The sequence below is a fragment of the Aggregatibacter sp. HMT-949 genome (assembly GCF_041734645.1).
GTDB lineage: Bacteria > Pseudomonadota > Gammaproteobacteria > Enterobacterales > Pasteurellaceae > Rodentibacter.
In genome coordinates, this window is record NZ_CP162010.1 from 487,789 (window position 1) to 507,904 (window position 20,116).

At 44.6% G+C, this 20,116-nt stretch carries 15 protein-coding genes and 1 pseudogene; 10 read left to right on the top strand and 6 right to left on the bottom strand.

Annotated elements, in window-relative coordinates:
- Window positions 1–115: 115 nt before the first annotated feature.
- Window positions 116–2,269, top strand: a complete 2,154-nt coding sequence (fdhF, locus tag AB3F25_RS02440; RefSeq protein ID WP_373604309.1) for a formate dehydrogenase subunit alpha — start codon at window positions 116–118, stop codon at window positions 2,267–2,269.
- Between the two features lie 215 nt (window positions 2,270–2,484).
- On the opposite strand, the gene AB3F25_RS02445 is transcribed toward fdhF, so the two are convergent.
- Window positions 2,485–3,252, bottom strand: coding sequence for a TOBE domain-containing protein (locus AB3F25_RS02445; RefSeq protein ID WP_373603933.1), 768 nt, complete (start codon window positions 3,250–3,252; stop codon window positions 2,485–2,487).
- Between the two features lie 123 nt (window positions 3,253–3,375).
- Here AB3F25_RS02445 and modA point away from each other — a divergent pair, with 123 nt between their 5' ends.
- The 4 genes from modA to AB3F25_RS02465 all read left to right on the top strand — a co-directional run bounded on the left by modA (window position 3,376) and on the right by AB3F25_RS02465 (window position 6,379).
- Window positions 3,376–4,140 (top strand): molybdate ABC transporter substrate-binding protein, encoded by a 765-nt coding sequence (gene modA, locus AB3F25_RS02450; RefSeq protein ID WP_373603934.1) that lies wholly within the window; start codon window positions 3,376–3,378, stop codon window positions 4,138–4,140.
- A 65-nt stretch (window positions 4,141–4,205) separates the two neighbouring features.
- Complete coding sequence (modB, locus tag AB3F25_RS02455; protein ID WP_373603935.1) at window positions 4,206–4,934, top strand: molybdate ABC transporter permease subunit; 729 nt, start codon at window positions 4,206–4,208, stop codon at window positions 4,932–4,934.
- Window positions 4,921–5,976 (top strand): molybdenum ABC transporter ATP-binding protein ModC, encoded by a 1,056-nt coding sequence (gene modC / locus AB3F25_RS02460; protein ID WP_373603936.1) that lies wholly within the window; start codon window positions 4,921–4,923, stop codon window positions 5,974–5,976. Before modB ends, modC begins: the two co-directional genes overlap by 14 nt.
- Window positions 5,977–6,046: 70 nt before the next feature.
- Window positions 6,047–6,379: a hypothetical protein gene (locus tag AB3F25_RS02465; RefSeq protein ID WP_373603937.1), complete on the top strand. Its 333-nt coding sequence runs from the start codon at window positions 6,047–6,049 to the stop codon at window positions 6,377–6,379.
- Window positions 6,380–6,468: 89 nt separating this feature from the next.
- Here AB3F25_RS02465 and dnaJ read toward each other — a convergent pair whose 3' ends face one another.
- The 4 genes and pseudogenes from dnaJ to dnaK form a co-directional block, all read right to left on the bottom strand.
- The gene (dnaJ, locus tag AB3F25_RS02470) at window positions 6,469–7,602 is read right to left on the bottom strand and encodes a molecular chaperone DnaJ (protein ID WP_373603938.1); all 1,134 of its coding nucleotides are present in this window, start codon (window positions 7,600–7,602) and stop codon (window positions 6,469–6,471) included.
- Between the two features lie 277 nt (window positions 7,603–7,879).
- Window positions 7,880–7,996 (bottom strand): annotated as a pseudogene (locus tag AB3F25_RS02475) (O-acetyl-L-homoserine sulfhydrolase); the annotation flags it as partial.
- A 25-nt stretch (window positions 7,997–8,021) separates the two neighbouring features.
- Window positions 8,022–8,420: a GyrI-like domain-containing protein gene (locus tag AB3F25_RS02480; RefSeq protein ID WP_314953315.1), complete on the bottom strand. Its 399-nt coding sequence runs from the start codon at window positions 8,418–8,420 to the stop codon at window positions 8,022–8,024.
- A gap of 120 nt (window positions 8,421–8,540) precedes the next feature.
- A complete protein-coding gene (dnaK, locus tag AB3F25_RS02485) occupies window positions 8,541–10,442 on the bottom strand; it encodes a molecular chaperone DnaK (protein WP_373603939.1) in 1,902 nt (633 codons plus the stop codon).
- 455 nt (window positions 10,443–10,897) lie between these two features.
- Here dnaK and AB3F25_RS02490 point away from each other — a divergent pair, with 455 nt between their 5' ends.
- Window positions 10,898–12,385 carry a YdgA family protein gene (locus tag AB3F25_RS02490; protein ID WP_373603940.1) on the top strand — a complete coding sequence of 496 codons (1,488 nt, stop codon included), beginning with the start codon at window positions 10,898–10,900 and terminating at the stop codon, window positions 12,383–12,385.
- A 79-nt stretch (window positions 12,386–12,464) separates the two neighbouring features.
- Here AB3F25_RS02490 and mgsA read toward each other — a convergent pair whose 3' ends face one another.
- On the bottom strand, window positions 12,465–12,923 hold the full coding sequence (gene mgsA, locus AB3F25_RS02495) for a methylglyoxal synthase (RefSeq protein ID WP_373603941.1): 459 nt from the start codon (window positions 12,921–12,923) through the stop codon (window positions 12,465–12,467).
- Window positions 12,924–13,224: 301 nt separating this feature from the next.
- Between mgsA and aceE the strand changes: the two genes are divergently transcribed.
- The 4 genes from aceE (at window position 13,225) to AB3F25_RS02515 (ending at window position 20,113) form a co-directional block, all read left to right on the top strand.
- Entirely contained in the window at window positions 13,225–15,882 is a 2,658-nt protein-coding gene (aceE, locus tag AB3F25_RS02500; RefSeq protein WP_373603942.1) for a pyruvate dehydrogenase (acetyl-transferring), homodimeric type, read from the top strand.
- Between the two features lie 60 nt (window positions 15,883–15,942).
- Window positions 15,943–17,856, top strand: coding sequence for a pyruvate dehydrogenase complex dihydrolipoyllysine-residue acetyltransferase (gene aceF / locus AB3F25_RS02505; RefSeq protein ID WP_373603943.1), 1,914 nt, complete (start codon window positions 15,943–15,945; stop codon window positions 17,854–17,856).
- A 117-nt stretch (window positions 17,857–17,973) separates the two neighbouring features.
- The gene (gene lpdA / locus AB3F25_RS02510; RefSeq protein ID WP_373603944.1) at window positions 17,974–19,398 is read left to right on the top strand and encodes a dihydrolipoyl dehydrogenase; all 1,425 of its coding nucleotides are present in this window, start codon (window positions 17,974–17,976) and stop codon (window positions 19,396–19,398) included.
- 169 nt (window positions 19,399–19,567) lie between these two features.
- Window positions 19,568–20,113, top strand: a complete 546-nt coding sequence (locus tag AB3F25_RS02515) for an NlpC/P60 family protein (RefSeq protein ID WP_373603945.1) — start codon at window positions 19,568–19,570, stop codon at window positions 20,111–20,113.
- Window positions 20,114–20,116 lie beyond the last annotated feature (3 nt).

Genomic DNA, 20,116 nt, shown 5'->3' on the forward strand with positions numbered 1-20,116 from the left:
CAATAAAACCCTAAATTTTATATGCCTATATGCCTAATAAAAAGCGTATGATTCCCTTGGAATATTAATTCCGTTTCAAGTTGGCGTATCTAAAATAAGGACATTAATTATGGCAATTAAAAAAGTGATTACTGTATGTCCGTATTGCGCTTCAGGTTGTAAAATCCATCTTTTGGTGGAGAACAACAAAATTGTGGGAGCTGAAGGTGCAAACGGCAAAACCAACGAAGGGGAGTTGTGCCTAAAAGGATATTACGGCTGGGATTTCGTGCATGACACAAAAATCCTGACTCCTCGCTTGACTCAACCGATGATCCGCTACAAACGTGGCGAACCATTCACACCGGTAAGCTGGGAAGAGGTAATTTCTTACACCGCTAACCGTCTCAGAAAAATCAAAGAAAAATACGGCAACGAATCAATCATGGTAACGGGCTCTTCCCGTGGACCGGGCAACGAAGTGAATTTCGTGATGCAAAAATTCGCCCGTGCGGTATTAGGCAATAACAACGTTGACTGTTGTGCGCGCGTATGACACGGCCCTTCTGTAACAGGTCTGCTCAAATCGGTCGGTAACGGCGCAATGTCTAATTCAATCGTTGAGATTGAAGATACCAAATGCGTATTTATTTTTGGCTATAATGCCTCTACTTCACACCCGATTGTGGCGCGTCGAATTAATCACGCTAAACAAAAAGGGGCGAAAATCATTGTTTGTGACCCGCGTAAAATCGAAACTGCCCGTATTGCGGACATTTATGCTCCGCTTGCTAACGGCAGTAACGTGGCATTCTTGAATGCCATGATGAATGTGATTTTAGAAGAAGGGTTGCAAGATCAAAAATTTATCGATGAACATACTGAAAATTTCGATGTGTTCTATGAAACCGTTAAATCCTACACACCGGAATCCACTCAACATATCACCGGTATCGAGCCGAAAATGTTGCGTGAAATCGCTCGCACTTATGCCAAAGCGGAAACAGCCACCATCTTGTGGGGGATGGGCGTATGTCAGTTCCGTCAAGGGGTAGAAACCGTGCGTGCCTTGGCAAGTTTGGCAATGTTGACGGGTAACTTAGGTAAACCGAATGTGGGTGTAAACCCTGTGCGCGGCCAAAACAACGTACAAGGCGCTTGCGATATGGGCGCGTTGTTTAACGTCTTACCAGGCTACCAAAGCTTTGCCGATCCGGAAATTAATGCAAAATTTGCGAAAGCTTGGGGAGTGCCGTCCATTCCAACCAAACCAGGCGTGCCGCTCAGCGAAGTGCCGGAAGCCATCATGGAAGATAAAATCAAGGCGTTCTACATCATGGGCGAAGATACATTGCAGACAGAGCCTGATATCAATGCCGTGAAAAAGGCCTTTGAGAAAGTGGAATTTCTGATTGTGCAAGATATTTTCATGACCCAAACCGCCGCGGAAGCGGACGTGTTATTGCCGGCAACTTCTTGTGCCGAACATGAAGGCGTATATAGTGCTGCCGACCGTGGTTTCCAACGCTTCTATAAAGCCGTTGAACCGACCGGTAATGTGAAAGACGACTGGGAAATTATCAGTCTCATCGCACAAGCCATGGGCTACCCAATGCACTATAACAACACCCAAGAAATCTGGGATGAGCTTCGTTCGCTTTGCCCGATTTATAAAGGTGCGACTTACGAAAAAATGGAAGGCTTAGGTTATATCCAATGGCCTTGTACCGACGAAGGACCGGAAGATCAAGGCACGTCTTATTTGTATAAAGGACAAATCTTTGACCGTCCGAACGGCAAAGCCGAGTTCTTTGCCTGCGACTGGGAACCGCCAATGGAAGTCGTTTCCGAAGAATTTCCACTCGTGCTTTCCACCGTGCGCGAAGTGGGTCACTATTCCTGCCGTTCAATGACCGGTAACTGCCGAGCGCTTGCTGCGCTTGCCGATGAGCCGGGATTTGTGCAAATGAACGACCAAGATGCCAAAGCCCTTGGTATCAAAAACAACGACTTGGTATGGATTGCTTCATCTCGCGGTAAAGTGATTTCTCGCGCGGATGTTAGCACCCGCACCAACAAAGGCGCTTGTTATATGACCTACCAATGGTGGATCGGAAAATGTAACGAACTCACTGCCGAACATTTGAACCCGGGTTCTCGTACGCCGGAATACAAATACAGTGCAGTGCGGATCGAAAAAATCGATGACCAAGCTTGGGCGGAGCAGTATGTGATCAGCGAATACACCAAACTCAAAAAACGCTTAAGAGAGACCGCATTGGCAGCTTAAACATACATGAAAGGAGAACGCAAGTTCTCCTTTTTTAAAGGATGGAATTTTAGTTAAAGACCGAGTTAGGCTTTATGCTCGGTCTTTTTTGTTTTTTATGAAGGACGCGGTTTGCAGGTTTTGACAAGGCTTGAAATTAGAGGCTTCAATGCGGTGCTATTTGAGCATCTCACCGATTGCAAGGCGAATGCGGTGGATTGGAAGGCGCTTTCGCCTCACCCCAGTGTTGCCAAAATAATTTGTTCTTGATCGATGTGTACCCAAACTTGCTGACCAACTTGCCAATCGTTTGGTCGGCTGACGGTGGCGCAAAATTCAATGTCAGTGTCACCGAATTGCAGAATCGCTTCTTCGTCATTGACAGATTTAATCGTCACCGCAAACTGATTGGCTTGGTTTTCTAACGGTTGTTTGGTGATTTTTACCCAAGGCGCTTTAAACATCAGCATCACTTCTTTTTCGGTCATCAGTTTCAAGCGGGCAGAACTTTTGGTGGTGATCGAAACGTGCAACGGTTCCGGCAAATTCGTCACATTTACATCCACTACGCAACGGGAATCAATAATGCGTTGGCAAGCCACTTTGCCGAAGAATTGATTGCGTGCGCTACTTTGCAAGGAAAAACGTGCGGTGGCACTGAGTAAACTATCGAGCGGCACCGATTCGTCTTGCAGAATTTGAAATGCGTGATCTTGTGTTTTTTCCAGTAAATCATAAAGCTGAAGTAAGCGCTCGGCGTAAGTAGTAAGTGCAGTGCCGCCCCCGTTTTTGCCGCCGATATTGCGTTCCAACAAAGGACGCGGGCTGATTTTGTGCATCGCTTCTAAGTGATCCCAAGCGCTTTTATAGCTGACTTTAGCGTTTTTCGCCGCCTGATTAATGGAACCGCATTGTTGAATTTCTTTGAGTAAACGCACGCGTTTAGGGTCAATAAAAAGCGTTTGTTGTAATTTGATTGTGAGTAAAATTTCAGTATTTTTCATTTGATCCCCTTATGAATATGAGCGTTATATATTTTATGCCAAAATCGTACTTTTTCGATATGCTTATTTTTTATTTCAATATATAATTGAGTAGATAACGTTAAATCATAGAGGAGATGATGAATGAAAAAATTAACCAAAATTTCAACCGCACTTTTAATCGCCGGGTTAGGTTTTTCGGTTGGTGTATCGGCGAAAGTCACCGTCTTTGCAGCAGCGTCTATGACCGATGCGTTGCAACACGTAGCAACCGATTACGCCAAGCAAAATCCGAAAAATGAAGTGGTATTTTCTTTCGCTTCTTCTTCAACTTTGGCAAAACAAGTGGAAGAGGGCGCACCGGCGGATATTTTCGTGTCAGCCAGTAATAAATGGATGAAATACCTTTCCGAAAAAGACTTAACTGTTAAAGAAACGGAAAAAGTGTTGGTAGGAAATGATTTAGTGTTAATTGCGCCGGCGAAAAGCGCGGTGAATTCCGTAGATATCGCAAAAGGCGAATGGGTTGCGGCGTTAAAAGACGGTTATTTGTCCGTGGGCGATCCGGCGCATGTACCGGCCGGTCAATATGCTGAAGAAGCATTAACCAAATTAAATTTATGGGACAAAGTGAAAGATCGTTTAGCCCGTGCGAAAGACGTGCGTGGCGCGTTGGCATTAGTTGAACGTGCGGAATCCCCTTACGGCATTGTGTACGGCACTGATGCAAAAATTTCGCCTAATGTGAAAACTGTGGGCGTTTTCCCGGCTGACAGCCACAAACCGGTTGTTTATCCGGTCGCGATCTTAAAAGATCATGACAACGCCGATTCTCGCGATTTCTTAACATATTTAGAATCCGACGCAGCGAAAAAAGTGCTTGTGAGCTATGGTTTTTCCGTGAAATAATTCAGATTGATTTTTTCAATGAAAGGGCAGGTTTCTGCCCTTTTTATTATGCCAAGGAACATAATTTGCTTACTCAATTCCTCTCTTATTTTAATCTCAGCAGCATGGAAGTTAACGCGATTCGTTTAAGTTTAAGCGTTGCCGTTAGTTCGATGTTGTGGAGCTTACCATTGGCGATCTTAGTTGCCTGGTTGCTGGCGCGTAAAAATTTTTACGGAAAATCGCTAATTACCGGCATTATTCATCTGCCGTTGGTGTTACCGCCTGTCGTTATCGGTTATTTGCTGTTGGTGGCGATGGGGCGTAACGGCTTTATCGGTAAATATTTATATCAATGGTTCGGGCTTTCCTTCGGTTTTAGTTGGAAAGGCGCAGTGCTGGCCTCCGCCGTGGTGGCCTTTCCATTAGTGGTACGCGCAATTCGACTTTCTTTGGAAAGCATCGATATTAAATTAGAACAAGCCGCGCAAACATTAGGTGCGTCAGCTTGGCGCGTGTTTTTCACGATAACTTTGCCGCTTTCGTTACCCGGCGTGTTAGCCGGCTTAGTGTTGGGATTTGCCCGTTCGCTAGGCGAATTCGGCGCTACCATCACTTTTGTTTCCAATATTGCCGGCGAAACTCAAACGATACCGCTTGCAATGTATTCCTTTATTCAAACGCCGGGAGCGGAAGAACAAACCGCGCGTTTGTGTTTATTTGCGATCATTCTTTCATTGATTTCTTTGCTGTTATCTGAATGGTTAAGCAAACGTATGCAGAAAAAATTAGGACAACCTAATGTTGCAAATTAATGTAAAAAAACAACTTGGCCAACTTGCGTTGCAAACCGATTTACAGATTCCCGAGCAAGGCGTTACCGCGATTTTCGGCTTATCCGGTTCAGGTAAAACCTCATTGATTAATCTGGTGAGCGGTTTAACTGTGCCGGACGAGGGATTTATCCGCCTAAACACACGCACTTTGGTGGATACGGAAACGCAACAAAACGTGCCGGCGCATCAACGCAAAATCGGTTATGTGTTTCAAGACGCGCGTTTGTTTCCGCATTATACGGTGAAAGGTAATTTGCGTTACGGTGCGAATAATGTCTCACAGACGGATTTTGACTATATCGTCGAATTACTCGGAATCGGTCATTTATTGAAACGTTATCCGCTCACGCTTTCTGGCGGTGAAAAACAACGGGTTGCCATCGGACGCGCGCTGTTGACGGATCCCGATATTTTGCTGATGGACGAACCGCTTTCAGCGCTTGATGTTCCGCGTAAACGCGAATTGATGGGCTATTTGGAACGCCTTTCCAAAGAAATCAATATTCCGATTTTATATGTCACGCATAGCTTAGATGAATTGTTGCGCTTGGCCGATCGCGTGGTGTTAATGGAAAACGGTAAAGTAAAAGCTTATGACAGCGTAGAAAAAATTTGGAACAGCCCGATTTTTGCGCCTTGGAAAGGTGAAAGTGAACAAAGTAGCGTGCTGGAATTACCGCTCTATTTACATAATCCGGCTTACGCAATGAGCGCCCTTTCTCTCGGCCATCAAGCTCTTTGGCTTAATCAAGTGCAAGCGGAAGCGGGCGAACGCGTACGCGTCTGTATTTATAGTTCGGATGTCTCCGTTACCTTGGTTAAGCCGCAGCAAACCAGTATTCGCAATATTTTGCGTGGGCAAATCGTACAAATTGAACGGCAAGAACGACGTATCGATATTGCGGTGTTAGTGGAAGGGCATAAAATCTGGGCAAGCGTCAGTAGATGGGCGCAAAATGAATTACGTTTTGCCGTAGGGCAAGAGGTTTACTTGCAAATTAAAGCAATTTCAGTCGTTTAATTCCCTCAATGAAATGATCGGCGGCGGCAAAAAAAGACCCGATTTTCCTTAGAGAGTTTGGGTGAGACTCTTGTCGTCGTATCGAATTAGTTTATCGGGAAGTTTTTATAAGTGCGCATATCGCCATTTTTGCGATCTCTCAAAACAGTACCGCATTGAACTCTTAAAACAGCACCGCATTGAACCCTCAAAACAGCACCGCATTAAACCCTCAAAACAGTACCGCATTGAACGCTCAAAACAGCACCGCATTGAACTCTTAAAACAGCACCGCATTGAACCCTCAAAACAGCACCGCATTAAACCCTCAAAACAGTACCGCATTGAACGCTCAAAACAGCACCGCATTGAACCCTTAAAACAGCACCGCATCGGATACAACAGGCGTTATCACCATGTTTAACAACCGTTTAAATTGAACGCGTTCTTATTTGCGCAATGCGGAACGCCGATAGAAAAAAGTCCGCGTAGTGCGGACTTTTTTATGCGAGCTTATTTGTCTGACTTGCCTAGATTGTCAAAGAATTTTTTCACTCCGTCCAGAAAACCGGAGGATTTAGGACTGTGTTTACTCAAGCCTTTTCCTTGCAAGCTTTCTTCCAGTTTTTCCAATAATTCTTTTTGTTCTTTGCTTAAATTCACCGGTGTTTCGACCACAATGCGACAAATTAAATCGCCGGCGTAGCCGTTGCGAGCGGACGTTACGCCTTTACCGCGCATCCGGAATAATTTGCCGGTTTGCGTTTCCGCCGGAATTTTGAGTTTTACTCTACCGTCTAAAGTCGGCACTTCAATCTCACCACCTAGCGCGGCAGTCGTGAAGCTAATCGGCACTTCACAATAAAGATTATTGCCGTCACGTTCAAAAATATGGTGATCTTTCACGTGAATTATCACATATAAATCGCCGGCTGGTGCGCCTTGTTCGCCCGCCGCACCTTTGCCGGCCAAGCGAAGTTGGTTGCCACTGTCCACGCCGGCCGGAATTTTAACGGAAAGATTTTCTTTTTTATGCACGCGGCCTTCGCCGTGACAGCTGCGGCACGGTTTTTCGATTTTTTTGCCGGAGCCTTGGCAAGTCGGGCAAGCGACTTCGGTGACAAAGAAACCTTGTTGGCGGCGAATGCGTCCGGCACCGTGACAGGTCGGACAGATTTCCACTTTCGAACCTTTCTCTGCACCGCTTCCGTCACAGCTGTCGCAATGTGCGAGGGTATTGATTTGAATATCTTTGGTAACGCCTTTTACCGCTTCTTCGAGAGTGATTTCTAAGTCGTAACGTAAGTCTTCACCGCGTACGACACGTTGACGAGTGCGTCCGCCGCCAAAAATGTCACCAAAAATATCGCCAAACATATCGCCGAAATCGGAGCCACCGAATCCACCGCCAAAACCACCTTGTTCAAAGGCGGCGTGACCGTATTGATCGTAAGCCGCACGTTTTTCTTTATCACTAAGGATTTCGTAGGCTTCTTGAATTTCTTTGAATTTAGATTCCTTTTCCTTATCGCCTTGCGTGCGATCGGGGTGATATTTCATCGCGAGTTTTTTGTAGGCGCGTTTAATTTCTTTTTCGTCTGCGCCTTTTGAGATGCCGAGTAGTTCGTAGTAGTCTTGTTTTGCCATAATGTTTCAATTTTCCGTTTAAAATATCAAATGCTACTTCTATGATTATGTATTGTATTATATGAACAATAGTTTTAAACACCAAAATGATGTCAAAGGCAGAAATATCAAGAGCCAACACATGAATTTATTAAGGTATGACCCAGCTTATTTTCGTTTGTATATAGCCAAATGAAAATCAACAAACCAAAATGAGCCGTTCATATTTCTGTTACGATATGTTGTTGTTCAAAGAGGCAGGCTGAATTACCTGTCTTGAATGCCCTTATTTTGCTGCAGAGGAAGAAATAAAGTGATTGTCGACTTCTAAAATATTCAACATTGCATAAAAAACCGCAGATTGTCCTGATGCGGAACACATTATCGCCACACGACCTTCAAGTGCGGTCATTTTTTATAAAATTTTACGCACTTTGGGCTTAGCAATGTGGTGCAATGGCGATATAAATTTCTACTAAACCATCAGGGTGGTATTTTTCAAAATCCACCGAATAAGCCCGCTTAAGTAAACCTTGTTGTTCTTTTTTCCAGATCAGTTGCCATGTTTGATAAATTTCATCTATTTTACAGCGAAAAACTTCGTAGAAACTCAAATCTTCAATTTCAATCACCGGGATATCAGTCTCTAATACTGCTTCACTTGCAATCGCAAAATCATAGTCTGCTTGGTAATTCGCAGCATAATTAAAATAAATGCCATAACAATAGTGACCTTGTGGCAGTTTATCGAAATTGTTTTGCCAAAGGGTTGGGATGATCTTATTTGCTATGTTGTTATTTAAGCGTTGTTGTACGATTGGGTAGAGTTTTAGCGCCATTTGTTCTCCTAGTTTATTTTTTCTGACTTCACTTTTTTAAATAAAGTCAGAAAAAATTGTGGTTGATGAATACACCAAAAGGGCGTATTGCTACGCCCTTTTATTTTAGTGAGAGTGAAACTACTTATTATCTTTCACTTCTTCAAACTCAGCATCCACAACATCATCATTTGGTTTGCCGTTGCTTTGCGCTTGTTGTGGCTCACCTTGCGGTTGTGCTGTTTGTGCAAGTTTTTGAGCAACTTCGGCAAGCGCTTTAATTTTTGCTTCAATAACAGCTTTGTCTTCGCCTTTCGCCGCTTTTTCCAAGTCGCTTAATGCGTTTTCGATAGTACCGCGATCTGCCGCAGGCACTTTATCACCCGCTTCGTCTAATTGTTTACGCGTACTGTGAACTAAGTGATCCGCTTGATTGCGGGCTTGTACCAATTCTTCAAATTTACGGTCGGATTCAGCGTTCGCTTCGGCATCGCGCACCATTTGTTGAATTTCTTCATCGCTTAAACCGGAAGAGGCTTTGATGGTAATTTGTTGCTCTTTACCTGTGCCTTTATCTTTTGCGGAAACGTGAATAATACCGTCCGCATCAATGTCGAAGGTTACTTCAATTTGCGGCATACCGCGTGGAGCCGGGTTGATGCCTTCAAGGTTGAATTGACCTAAAGATTTATTGGCTGACGCTTGTTTACGTTCACCTTGTAACACGTGAATAGTTACCGCACTTTGGTTATCTTCCGCAGTAGAGAACACTTGTGATTTTTTAGTCGGAATCGTCGTGTTTTTCTCAATTAAAGTGGTCATCACACCGCCCATGGTTTCGATACCAAGAGAGAGCGGAGTAACGTCTAACAATAATACGTCTTTCACGTCGCCGGCTAACACACCACCTTGTACCGCCGCACCGATTGCAACGGCTTCATCCGGATTCACGTCTTTACGCGGTGCTTTGCCAAAGAATTTTTCCACTTCCTGTTGAACCAACGGCATACGAGTTTGACCGCCCACTAAAATCACATCGTCGATTTCAGATGGAGATTTGCCGGCATCTTTTAACGCAATACGTACAGGTTCAAGAGATTTCGCCACGAGATCTTCAACCAAAGACTCTAATTTCGCGCGAGTCAATTTGATATTCAAGTGTTTAGGACCGGTTGCGTCCGCTGTGATATAAGGAAGATTCACATCGGTTTGTTGTGCGGAAGAAAGCTCAATTTTGGCTTTTTCTGCAGCTTCTTTCAAACGTTGCATAGCAAGCGGATCATTGCGTAAATCGATACCTTGTTCTTTTTTGAATTCATCGACTAAATAGTTGATGATGCGGTTATCGAAGTCTTCACCACCTAAGTGTGTGTCACCGTTGGTTGCTAATACTTCAAAAGTTTTTTCGCCACCTACTTCATCGATTTCGATGATAGATAGGTCGAATGTACCACCACCTAGGTCGTAAACCGCAATTGTGTGGTTACCTGTACCTTTATCTAAACCATAAGCCAATGCGGCGGCTGTCGGTTCGTTGATGATACGTTTAACGTCTAACCCTGCGATACGACCGGCGTCTTTGGTTGCCTGGCGTTGTGCATCGTTAAAGTATGCCGGCACAGTAATCACCGCTTCGGTAACCGGTTCGCCCAAGTAATCTTCGGCCGCTTTTTTCATTTTTTTCAACACTTCAGCAGAAATTTGCGGAGGGGCTAATTTCTCACCTTTCACTTCGACCCATGCATCGCCATTGTCCGCTTTGGTAATTGCAAACGGCATAATGTCGATGTCGCGTTTTACTTCTTCGTCTTCAAAACGACGACCGATTAAACGTTTAATTGCAAATAAGGTGTTTTTCGGATTAGTCACCGCTTGGCGTTTTGCCGGTTGACCCACTAACGTTTCGTTATCATTTGTATAAGCGATGATTGACGGAGTGGTGCGATCGCCTTCGGCATTTTCGATTACGCGAGGTTTGTCACCATCCATTACAGCCACACAAGAGTTGGTTGTACCTAAGTCAATACCAATAATTTTTCCCATTTTGTACTCCTAAGTAAAAATTTAAATTTAGTGTAATTTGTTACGAACTGTAAGATGTGGATGTTCTTTCGCATTTCAAGAGAAAATTTTAAAAAATTTCATTTTGTTAAAAATGCGCACATTCCGGTTTGTGTTCCGCAACATAAGAACATATGGAAAATCTTCAAGGGGGAAGCTGGAAAAATATGAAATTAGCCTTGTATGAAATTGAAATTACACCTATTCAGTTGCCTTTGAGACAGTGGAAGGTTGTAATAGCACCGCATTGGAAGCGTCTCCAATGCGGTGCTATTACAGAAGGTGAAATTCCCGTTCGGTTCGTTTTGCTAAAGACTTCTCAAGTATTTGCGTGAGCATTACATTGGAACAAAATAGACAAAAAGTGAAATACTAGGAAAAATACGGTAGAATCCCGAGCGATTTTCACATCTCATGACTCATTAAAAGGATAATTTATGAAAAAATCAAAAGTTGCTATTGGCGTAATTGCGGTACTCGGCGCGGCTTGGATTGGTGGTGCGTGGTTCACCGGTCAAACGGCGGAAACCGAATATAAACGCCAAATTGAGCAAGCGAATCAAAAATTCAAAGCTCTTGGCGTATCGGATTCCTTGAATGTGGAATTCAAAAATAAGTCTTTTGAACGCGGCTTATTCAGTTCTCAAGTGGAAGATGAAGTGGTGATTTCCCTTCCGCAAGCGCAAAAACAATTGACGATTCCGTTTTCTACCAAACTTTATCACGGTCCGTTACCGTTGAATCGTTTAGCGCAGCTAAATTTCTTACCGGTAATGTATGCGGCGGAAGGTTTTATTACTAAAAATGAAAGTACGCAAGCCTTATTCGAAACCATAAAATCGGACAAACCCATTCAATATTATGCTTCGACCGGTTATGGTTTAAACACCAAAGGCGGATTTGAATTGGCAGGCGGTGAATTTGTTGATCCCCAATCGGCAAACAATAAGATTTCTTGGTCGAATATCGTTACGGATTTTGACGTCAATAAAGATTTGGCGGGAACATATAATGTACGAATTGATGCGCTCGGTATGGATTTTGCCAATTTAGACGGTAATGAGCTTGAATCCGTGAAATTGAAATGGCAAGGCATTCGATTTGATACTGCCTTTGCGCCGACAAAATGGGCTTATCTTTATACCGGAAAAGGCTCTTCTTCCGTAGAAAGTTTGGAAATGACCGGTTTGGATGAAAACGGTAAAGCGATATCGTTCGTTGAAAAAGGTGTGAAGGGAGCGTCCGAAATCAGTCTTGACGGAGATTTTGTTAGCTTAAAAGGAACCAATTCGGTCGATTCAATTAAAATTGATAACACAGACTTGGGAAAAGTGGTTTACAACTTGGAATTCAATCATTTAGAGGCTAATGCGATAAATGCGTTATTGGAATCTTTCGTTGCGACCTTTAACGCGGCAAAAGAACAGGGCGCGAATACGGATGCGTTAGTTGGTCAGTTGCAGGATACTTGGGTAAACCAACACGGTATGGCGATTTTTAATAATCAGCCACAAATCAAACTTAATCCGCTCTCAATTTCTGATGAACAAGGCAAACTCTCGTTGGATTTAAATATCGCGTTAGCGAAAAATCCGAAATTCGATTTAATGCGCGGCAATCTGTATAAACAATTTACCGATTTCGCGGTGGATATTCAGTTAGATAAAGCCACTGCGGAGAACCTCATGGTTAAACTCGCAGCGAAAGAAGAGCAAAACGAGGTAAAAGCAATGGTTAAAGCCAAAATTGAAGAATTGGCGGCAGAAGGGGCGAAAAACGGTTTTGCGGTAAATAATGAAAAATCTGTGACCATGAAATTGGTACTTGAAAACGGTGAATTGAAGTTAAATGGCCGGCCGGTACCGGAAGAACAAGTTCAAGGCATTCTTCTTATGTTGATAATGGGTGCAGCGATGCAACACTAGTTAACGGCAAGAACCAAACAAAAAGGCGATAAATGATTTATCGCCTTTTTTGTTTTTTAACTGCGGTTTTTTGAAAGTTTTAGTTTAAGCGTTCTTGTAAATAACCTTCATAATCGGGAATTTCAATTTCGACGTCTTGTTTGAATAACGGCGAAGTCAATAAAAAATCCGCTGATGCTTGGTTGATGGCGACCGGAATGTTCCACACGGTAGCAATCCGCATAAGCGCTTTTACATCGGGATCATGCGGCGCGGCGTTCATCGGATCCCAAAAGAAAATCATTAAGTCGATTTTTTTCTCGGCAATCAGCCCGCCTAGCTGTTGGTCGCCACCCATCGGACCGCTTAATAACGAATGAATGTGTAAGCCGGTTGCACGCGCCAGCAAATGGCCGGTGGTACCGGTCGCGTAGAGCTGATGCGGTTTCAATGCGGTGCTGTGAGCGAGGGTCCATTGGAGCAGACTTTGCTTGCAGCTATCGTGAGCCACAAGAGCGATACGTTTATGATTGGAAATGGTGCGGGATGTGGTGTTCATATAAGTTCCTCGAAGAATGAAAGGCGCTGAAACTTTAGAAGAATTATGCTGTCGGTGCAATATTTTCTGCGCAAATTTTAGCGGATTTACTTAAAAATTAATGAAAAATCATCGCGCTTTTACGGGTGAAAACATTGCCGGTAGAGCCGGTACATCGGTGAAAATTTACTATCTTTATTGCAAAAAATCTTCTAAAATTTGTACGATTTGTTAAATGTTTGTAAAAGACAAACATTTTCTGACATCCGTGTTTGGCGCTAGCCAAACTAACTTTTATTTAATTAACAGATAAGGAAAACCTATGTCTGAGATTTTAAAAAATGACGTGGATCCAATCGAAACCCAAGATTGGCTAAAATCATTAGATTCCTTGATTCGTGAGGAAGGCGTCGAGCGCGCGCAATACATCGTTGAACAAGTTATCGGTCAAGCACGTACTAGCGGCGTTTCACTGCCGACGGGTGTAACCACAGAATATGTGAATACGATTCCGGTTTCCGAGCAACCGGCGTATCCGGGCGATCAGGCTATCGAGCGCCGCATTCGTTCTGCCGTGCGTTGGAATGCGATTGCGATGGTTTTACGCAGTCAGAAAAAAGATCTCGACTTAGGCGGTCATATTTCCACTTTTCAATCGGCAGCAACCATGTATGAAGTGTGCTATAACCACTTCTTTAAAGCGGCGACCGAGAAAAACGGCGGTGACTTAATTTTCTTCCAAGGTCACGCCGCACCGGGCATGTACGCACGTGCCTTCTTAGAAGGTCGTTTAACCGAAGAACAAATGGATAATTTCCGTCAAGAAGCATTCACCGACGGTTTATCTTCTTATCCGCACCCGAAATTAATGCCTGAATTCTGGCAATTCTCCACCGTTTCAATGGGGCTAGGCCCGGTGAACGCCATTTATCAAGCGCGTTTCTTAAAATACTTAGATAATCGTGGTTTGAAAGATACTAAAGATCAAAAAGTTTACGCATTCTTAGGTGATGGCGAAATGGACGAAATTGAGTCTAAAGGCGCCTTAACATTTGCTGCGCGCGAAGGCTTGGATAACTTAATTTTTACCATAAGCTGTAACCTTCAACGTTTAGACGGCCCGGTTAACGGTAACGGTAAAATTGTGCAAGAATTAGAAGGTTTATTCACCGGTGCGGGTTGGGAAGTGATCAAAGTATTATGGGGCAGCAACTGGGATAAATTATTCGCGAAAGATACTTCCGGTAAATTGACCCAGTTAATGATGGAAGTGGTGGATGGTGACTACCTGACCTTCAAGTCGAAAGATGGCGCTTATGTACGCGAACATTTTTTCGGTCGTTATCCGGAAACGGCCGCATTGGTAGCGGATATGACGGATGATGAAATCTGGGCGTTACGCCGCGGTGCGCACGACAGCGAAAAACTTTACGCGGCTTATGTAAAAGCGCAAAAAGCGACTAAACCTGTCGTAATTTTAGCGCAACAAGTGAAAGGCTATAAAATCCCTGAAGCGGAAAGTAAAAATACCGCACACCAATCGAAAAAAATGTCTTACGACAGTCTTAAAGGCTTCCGTGACTATTTCCAACTCCCATTAACTGACGAACAAGTGGAAAATCTTGAATACATCAAGTTCGCCGAAGGTTCCGAAGAATACAACTACTTACACGGCCATCGTAAAGCATTAGGCGGTTATGTGCCGGCGCGTAGAGCAAAATTTGATGTGGAATATAAAGTTCCTGCATTAGATGAATTTAAAGCGTTATTGGATGCGCAACCACGTGGTATTTCAACCACCATGGCGTTTACTCGTGTATTAAATACCTTATTAAAAGATAAAAATATCGGTAAAACTATTGTGCCAATCGTCGCGGACGAAGCGCGTACGTTCGGTATGGAAGGATTATTCCGTCAAATCGGTATTTATAACCCGCACGGTCAAAACTATGTGCCGTCAGACCGCGATTTAGTTGCTTATTACCGTGAAGCAAAAGATGGGCAGGTCTTACAAGAAGGTATCAACGAATTAGGTGCAACGGCATCTTGGCTAGCGGTAGCGAACTCATACTCTGTAAATAACCAACCGATGATTCCTTTCTTTATTTATTACTCCATGTTTGGTTTCCAACGTGTGGGCGATATGATGTGGGCCGCAGGTGACCAACTTGCGCGCGGCTTTATGATCGGTGGTACTTCAGGTCGTACAACTTTAAATGGTGAAGGCTTACAACACGAAGACGGTCACAGCCATATTCAAGCGAGCGTAATTCCTAATTGTGTCACTTACGATCCGTCATTTGCCTTTGAAGTTGCGGTGATCGTTCAAGACGGTATTCAACGTATGTACGGCGAAAAACAAGAAGACGTGTTCTATTACATCACCACTTTAAACGAAGTAACCGAACAACCGGCCATGCCGGAAGGTGCAGAAGACGGTATCCGCAAAGGTTTATATAAATTTGAAACCGTTGAAGGTAAAGGCAAAGGTCATGTTCAATTATTAGGTTCCGGTGCGATTATGCGTCACGTGCGTGAAGCGGCACAGATCCTTGCTAATGATTATGGCGTGACTTCCGATGTCTTCTCTGCGCCTTCGTTTAACGAATTGGCACGTGAAGGTCATGATGCGGCACGTTGGAATTTATTGCACCCGACAGCAGAACAGCGTGTACCTTATGTATCGCAAGTATTGGCAGATTTACCGACTGTGGCATCAACCGATTATATTAAATCTTACGCCGAGCAAATCCGTGCATTCGTACCAACCAAATATTATCACGTGTTAGGTACCGACGGTTTCGGTCGTTCGGACAGCCGTGCAAATTTACGCGAACACTTTGAAGTGGATGCGCGTTATGTTGTAGTGGCGGCACTTTCTCAATTAGCGAAAGAAGGTACGGTAACGAACCAAGTGGTTGCGGACGCCATTGCGAAATTCGGCTTAAATGTGGATCGCATCAATCCGCTCTATGCATAATTGATGAAAACTGCAGTCAAAAAATAAAAATTTTGACCGCATTTATTAAAGGAACAAACAATGTCAAAACAAATTCAAATTCCTGATATCGGTAGTGATGAAGTTACCGTAACTGAAGTGATGGTAAAAGTGGGCGACACCATTGCGGCAGATCAAAGCATTATTAGCGTTGAAGGTGATAAAGCCTCAATGGAAGTTCCGGCGCCGGAAGCGGGCGTGGTGAAAGAAGTGTTGGTGAAAGTGGGCGATAAAGTCACCACCGGCACGCCGATGCTCGTTTTAGCATCTGCCGACGCATCAGCGCCTGCTCCTGCACAAGCCGCTCCGACACCTACAGCGCCTGCTGCGGCAAGCGTGGTTGAGGTGAACGTACCGGATATCGGTTCCGACGAAGTCAATGTTACCGACATCATGGTGAAAGTGGGCGACCGCGTAGAAGTTGATCAATCCATCATCAACGTTGAAGGCGACAAAGCCTCAATGGAAGTTCCTGCGCCAATCGCCGGAGTGGTGAAAGAAATTTTAATTAATGTAGGCGATAAAGTAACTACCGGCAAACTCATTATGAAGTTCGCCGTGGCGGACGCAGCACCGGCGGCTTCAACACCGGCGCAAGATGCACCAACCGTGGCTCCGGCAACAGCGGCAATCAAAGATGTCAACGTGCCGGATATCGGTGGCGACGAAGTGAATGTCACTGAAATTATGGTGGCCGTCGGCGATACCGTTTCTGCAGAACAATCGTTAATTACTGTTGAAGGCGACAAAGCTTCAATGGAAGTTCCGGCTCCATTTGCCGGCGTGGTAAAAGAAATCTTAGTGAAATCAGGCGATAAAGTTTCTACCGGTTCATTAATTATGCGCTTTGAAGTGGCGGGAACTGTGGCGGGATCTGCATCGAGCACCGCATTGGATGCGCAAGTTGCACCGGCTGCGACACAAACCGCGCCGACACCTGCAACATCGGCCCCGGCACCGCAAAGCGGCAATATTTCCGGTTTAAGCCAAGAACAAGTGGTGGCGAGTGCGGGTTATGCGCACGCGACGCCGATTATTCGTCGTTTAGCGCGTGAATTCGGGGTAAACCTTGATCGTGTGAAAGGTACCGGCCGTAAAGGTCGCATCGTTAAAGAAGATATCGAAGCTTACGTAAAAACCGCCGTGAAGGCTTTCGAATGCGGTGCTGTTTCGACAGTTCAACCGGGCAACGGGGCAGCGAATGGTGCGGGCTTAGGTTTGTTACCATGGCCGAAAGTAGATTTCAGTAAATTCGGCGAAATCGAAGAAGTAGAATTAAGCCGTATCAATAAGATTTCCGGTGCGAACCTACATCGTAACTGGGTGATGATCCCTCATGTGACGCACTTCGACAAAGCGGATATCACCGATTTGGAAGCGTTCCGTAAAGAACAAAACGCTTTGTCCGAAAAACAAAAACTCGGCGTGAAAATTACGCCTGTCGTATTTATTATGAAAGCGGTGGCAAAAGCCTTAGAAGCCTATCCGCGTTTCAACAGCTCAATCACTGAAGATGCACAACGCTTGATCTTGAAAAAATACATCAACATCGGCGTAGCGGTAGATACGCCGAACGGCTTGGTCGTGCCGGTGTTCAAAAACGTCAACAAAAAAGGCATCATCGAACTTTCTCGCGAATTGATGGAAGTCTCGAAAAAAGCCCGTGATGGCAAACTTACCGCATCGGATATGCAAGGCGGCTGTTTTACTATTTCCAGTCTCGGCGGCATCGGCACGACACATTTCGCGCCGATCGTAAATGCACCGGAAGTAGCGATTTTGGGCGTATCCAAATCTTCCATGGAACCGGTATGGAACGGTAAAGAATTTACACCACGTCTAATTTTACCGATGTCATTGTCCTTCGATCACCGTGTAATCGACGGTGCGGACGGGGCGCGTTTCATTAGTTACATCGGTGCCGTATTAGCGGATTTACGTCGCTTAATTATGTAATCTGCAGGGTGGGCTTTAGCCCACCGATTAATGAGATCTATTGGTGGGCTAAAAGCCCACCCTACAAAGATCGCAAGAAAGTGCAGTCAATATTTTAAACGTTTTTACGAGGTAAAAATGAGTAAAGAAATTAAAACCCAAGTCGTAGTACTTGGTGCCGGACCGGCAGGTTATTCAGCCGCATTCCGTTGTGCGGATTTAGGCTTAGAAACCGTTCTGGTCGAACGCTATTCGACTCTTGGTGGCGTGTGTTTAAATGTCGGTTGTATTCCGTCAAAAGCCTTATTGCACGTGGCAAAAGTGATTGAAGAAGCCAAACAGGCAAATAAAAACGGCGTGTATTTCGGCGAACCGCGTATTGATCTGGATGAAGTACGCGCGGGCAAGGAAGCCGTTGTCGCAAAATTAACCGGCGGTTTAGCCGGTATGGCGAAACAGCGTAAAATAACAGTCGTCGAAGGTTTAGCCGCGTTTACCGATCCGAATACCCTCATTGCGCGTGATCGCGATGGTCGTCCGACCACAATTAAATTCGACAATGCCATTATCGCGGCGGGTTCGCGTCCAATCGAATTACCCTTCATTCCGCATGAAGATCCGCGTATTTGGAATTCCACCGATGCCCTTAAATTAAAAGAAGTGCCAAAAAAATTGCTTATCATGGGCGGCGGTATCATCGGTTTGGAAATGGGTACGGTTTACCATGCGCTTGGTTCTGAAATCGAAGTAGTCGAAATGTTCGACCAAGTAATTCCGGCGGCGGATAAAGACATCGTTGCGATTTACACCAAACAAATCGAGAAAAAATTCAAGTTGATGCTTGAAACCAAAGTCACTGCAGTGGAAGCGAAAGACGACGGCATTTATGTTTCCATGGAAGGCAAAGCCTGCAACGATACGAAACGTTACGATGCGGTGCTCGTAGCGATCGGTCGTGTACCAAACGGTAAATTAATCGATGCCGGCAAAGCGGGCGTGGAAGTGGATGAACGCGGTTTCATTCGTGTCGATAAACAAATGCGTACCAATGTGCCGCATATTTTCGCCATCGGCGATATTGTCGGTCAACCGATGTTGGCGCACAAAGGCGTGCACGAAGGCCATGTCGCTGCGGAAGTAATTGCAGGTCAAAAACATTATTTTGATCCGAAAGTGATTCCGTCCATCGCTTACACCGAGCCCGAAGTGGCATGGGTCGGTAAAACCGAAAAAGAATGTAAGCAAGAAGGGTTGAATTACGAAGTGGCAAAATTCCCTTGGGCGGCTTCTGGTCGTGCGATTGCCTCCGAATGTTCGGAAGGAATGACCAAACTGATTTTCGATAAAAATACCCATCGCGTATTAGGTGGCGCCATCGTTGGCAGTAACGGTGGTGAATTATTAGGCGAAATCGGTCTTGCCATTGAAATGGGATGCGATGCGGAAGATATCGCACTCACTATCCACGCTCACCCAACTTTGCACGAATCCGTCGGTTTAGCGGCAGAAGTGTTTGAAGGATCGATTACCGATCTTCCAAATGCGAAAGCGAAGAAAAAATAATTAATTTTAAAATGATTAAAAGGCAATCCCGATGGATTGCCTTTATTTTTCCTAAAAATCACACGAATTTACATAAAAATATAATTTTAGCTGGATATTTGAGGCTATATTTGATAGGCTTCTGAAGATTTTATTTCTTATATCTTTTCATTATTTCAAGATTTTTACTATGTTAAAGCGACTTTTCATAATTATTGGCTTGGCCACATTAGCCACCGCCTGTTCGAGCGGGAGCAATAACGCACATCAAGGCAAAATCTCAGAAAGTGACGATGCGCAACTTAGCGGATTAATCGAAAACTTAGAAAATGGCAACGTTCGTCACAAATTAAAAACAAACCGTCCACAATTCAGCTTAGGCGATGACAAAGCCCTTGCCGCCGTTTATAACGAATGGGCGGGAACCCGTTATCGCATGGGCGGTACCGGCAAACGCGGCATTGATTGTTCCGCCTTTATGCAAACCGCATTTTGGTCTGCTTACGGTATTGAACTTCCGCGTTCCACCGCCGAACAACGTTATTTAGGGCGTAAAATCGGCAAACACGAGTTACGCAAAGGCGATTTAGTCTTTTTCCGCCGCAATAGCCACGTCGGTGTTTATCTGGGCAACAACCAATTTATGCACGCCAGCACCAGTCAAGGTGTCACCATTAGTTCGCTGGATGAAGATTATTGGGCAAAAACCTACACCCAATCCCGTCGCATCATGTAAAAA

Bases quoted from the DNA above. Each gene is read 5' to 3' on its own strand.
- AB3F25_RS02515 (WP_373603945.1), top strand. From the start codon at position 19,568: ATGTTAAAGCGACTTTTCATAATTATTGGCTTGGCCACATTAGCCACC.
- AB3F25_RS02490 (WP_373603940.1), top strand. From the start codon at position 10,898: ATGAAAAAATCAAAAGTTGCTATTGGCGTAATTGCGGTACTCGGCGCG.
- aceF (WP_373603943.1), top strand. From the start codon at position 15,943: ATGTCAAAACAAATTCAAATTCCTGATATCGGTAGTGATGAAGTTACC.
- AB3F25_RS02445 (WP_373603933.1), bottom strand. From the start codon at position 3,252: ATGAAAAATACTGAAATTTTACTCACAATCAAATTACAACAAACGCTT.
- modC (WP_373603936.1), top strand. From the start codon at position 4,921: ATGTTGCAAATTAATGTAAAAAAACAACTTGGCCAACTTGCGTTGCAA.
- aceE (WP_373603942.1), top strand. From the start codon at position 13,225: ATGTCTGAGATTTTAAAAAATGACGTGGATCCAATCGAAACCCAAGAT.
- modA (WP_373603934.1), top strand. From the start codon at position 3,376: ATGAAAAAATTAACCAAAATTTCAACCGCACTTTTAATCGCCGGGTTA.
- mgsA (WP_373603941.1), bottom strand. From the start codon at position 12,923: ATGAACACCACATCCCGCACCATTTCCAATCATAAACGTATCGCTCTT.
- dnaJ (WP_373603938.1), bottom strand. From the start codon at position 7,602: ATGGCAAAACAAGACTACTACGAACTACTCGGCATCTCAAAAGGCGCA.
- dnaK (WP_373603939.1), bottom strand. From the start codon at position 10,442: ATGGGAAAAATTATTGGTATTGACTTAGGTACAACCAACTCTTGTGTG.
- lpdA (WP_373603944.1), top strand. From the start codon at position 17,974: ATGAGTAAAGAAATTAAAACCCAAGTCGTAGTACTTGGTGCCGGACCG.
- AB3F25_RS02480 (WP_314953315.1), bottom strand. From the start codon at position 8,420: ATGGCGCTAAAACTCTACCCAATCGTACAACAACGCTTAAATAACAAC.